This window comes from Pseudoalteromonas sp. TAE79, assembly GCF_000498015.1.
Taxonomy (GTDB): domain Bacteria; phylum Pseudomonadota; class Gammaproteobacteria; order Enterobacterales; family Alteromonadaceae; genus Pseudoalteromonas.
This window is the reverse complement of record NZ_AUTL01000102.1, coordinates 1-1924: the sequence shown is the minus strand read 5'-3', so window position 1 is coordinate 1924 and position 1924 is coordinate 1. Positions and strand designations below refer to the sequence as shown.

The 1924-nt window shown below is 40.9% G+C and carries 1 protein-coding gene and 1 pseudogene; one reads left to right on the top strand and one right to left on the bottom strand.

Features of this window, described 5'->3' with window-relative positions; all coding sequences use genetic code 11:
• Positions 1-186: 186 nt before the first annotated feature.
• A pseudogene (locus L655_RS01000000125155) lies at positions 187-585 on the bottom strand (zinc-binding dehydrogenase); the annotation flags it as partial.
• A 97-nt stretch (positions 586-682) separates the two neighbouring features.
• On the opposite strand from L655_RS01000000125155, the gene L655_RS0105565 reads away from it, so the two are divergent.
• Positions 683-1900: an IS4 family transposase gene (locus L655_RS0105565; RefSeq protein ID WP_125825536.1), complete on the top strand. Its 1218-nt coding sequence runs from the start codon at positions 683-685 to the stop codon at positions 1898-1900.
• The last annotated feature ends 24 nt before the right edge of the window (positions 1901-1924 follow it).

The window sequence follows — 1924 nt, the reverse complement described above, 5'->3', positions numbered from 1 at the left end:
GGGCTTATTATAAATTCGACCACTTAAGTACATTACTTTTGATAAGACATTCCATGTCCCGTCTGTTAACATTAATCTTGGCATGTAGGTTCGGTGTAAAGTTTTCTGGCGAATTCAATTATACCTTATCTTCATGCTGTTTGTTTTTCATACCACAAAGATCAACACGCCCTAGTATTTATGGAATTAAAAACCTTCCAACACTATTTTGCCAATAGAGCGACCTTCTTCAAGTTCTGCGTGTGCAATACGCAGGTTAGCCGCATTTATAATGCCTAAATTTTTACCAATCGTTGTTTGAATGTAGCCTTGGTCAATCAAATCGGCAACATGATTTAATAACTTACTTTGCTCAATTAAATCTTTGGCGTTAAACATTGAGCGGGCAAACATAAATTCCCAATGTAGAGATAAACTCTTCATTTTTAATTTACTTACATCGAGTGACTCAGGATCGTCAATCATTGCAATTTTACCAAATGGTGCAAGTACGTCTGTATATGCTTCTAAGTAAGTATCAGTACTGTGCAGGCTTGCTACATGTGTTACCGAGCCAATGTTTAATGCGTCAATTTGAGCGGGTAATCTAAAGTATCCCCAGAATTAGCCTTTACATATCAATGAACTAACAGTATTAAAAAATGTGGGTAGTGAGGGAACATTCATGGTGTTTTGTGATCTTATGAATCGCTTAAAAACAACAGAACTAAACACCATGAATGCGTCTACTATTTTGCACAATATGCTCCGCGCTGTCACCCCTAACTCTATTCATAAAGCCAGATTTAATACTCTAGTCGCTGCCGTTAAATCTCTTTTGCACTGTCAGCAATGCACCTTGACGTCTATCGGCCGCAATTTGGATTCAAAAACAACTGAAAAACATGATATTAAACGTATTGACCGACTACTCAGTAACAATGAGCTTTTGCGTGAATCGATATCGGTTTATGTTCGCTTAACCCGTTTTGTGGTCACTGAAAAGCATCCCGTCATTTTGGTCGATTGGAGCCATGCTGATACACAAACCAAATACTGTATTCTGCGTGCCAGCATTGTCAGTGAAGGTCGCTCTTTAACCCTGTATCAGGAAAGTGCATTCAGCTTTCAATATCATTGCCCAAAAGTGCAAAAACGGTTTTTAAAGATGCTCAAACTGATCTTGCCGAGTGATTGCCGCCCCGTGATTGTGACGGATGCGGGCTTTAAAGTCCCCTGGCTCAAAGCCGTGCGGAACAATGGCTGGCATTATATTAGTCGGGTTCGTGGTACGGCACATTTGAAAACGCAGGACAGCGATGAGTTTATTCCATGCCAGTCACTATTCAAGAACAATCAGCGTAAGAGCCAGTATCTTGGCGCGACCGAGCTGACCAAAAGTGCAAAATATCAAACTCATGCAGTGTTGGTTGGCAAGGGACATAAGTTATTAAAAAGAGATAAAAAACGCGGTTATAAGGAGCCTTGGCTACTCGTTTCTTCTCTTCCAAAAAGACACCACTTTCTCGAAAAGGTGCTCAAGCTATATGGAATGAGAATGCAGATAGAGGCAGGGTTTCGAGACCAAAAAAGTGTTAGGTTCGGCTTAGGCTCAGATCTGCACAGAACGAACAAACTCTATCGATTAGACATACTTTTACTGCTCGCAACATTGGCTCATTGGTTCTCAATGATGCTGGGTGCTGTGATAGACAAAGCAGGAAAGACAGGGGCTTTTCAAGCTAACTCAAGCAAAAACAGGCGAGTAGTGTCATGGGCATTTGTTGGGTTGCGATACTTCAAAAAACAGTCCATTAAGCTGCGGCGGCGAGATTACTTGGAAGGGCTAGCCTATTTCGTACAGGTGGTAGTGCAACTCGATTGGAAAAATATGGATGTGAGTGATGTGATTGAAATTTAATAATTATTTTTGGGGATCCCTTAG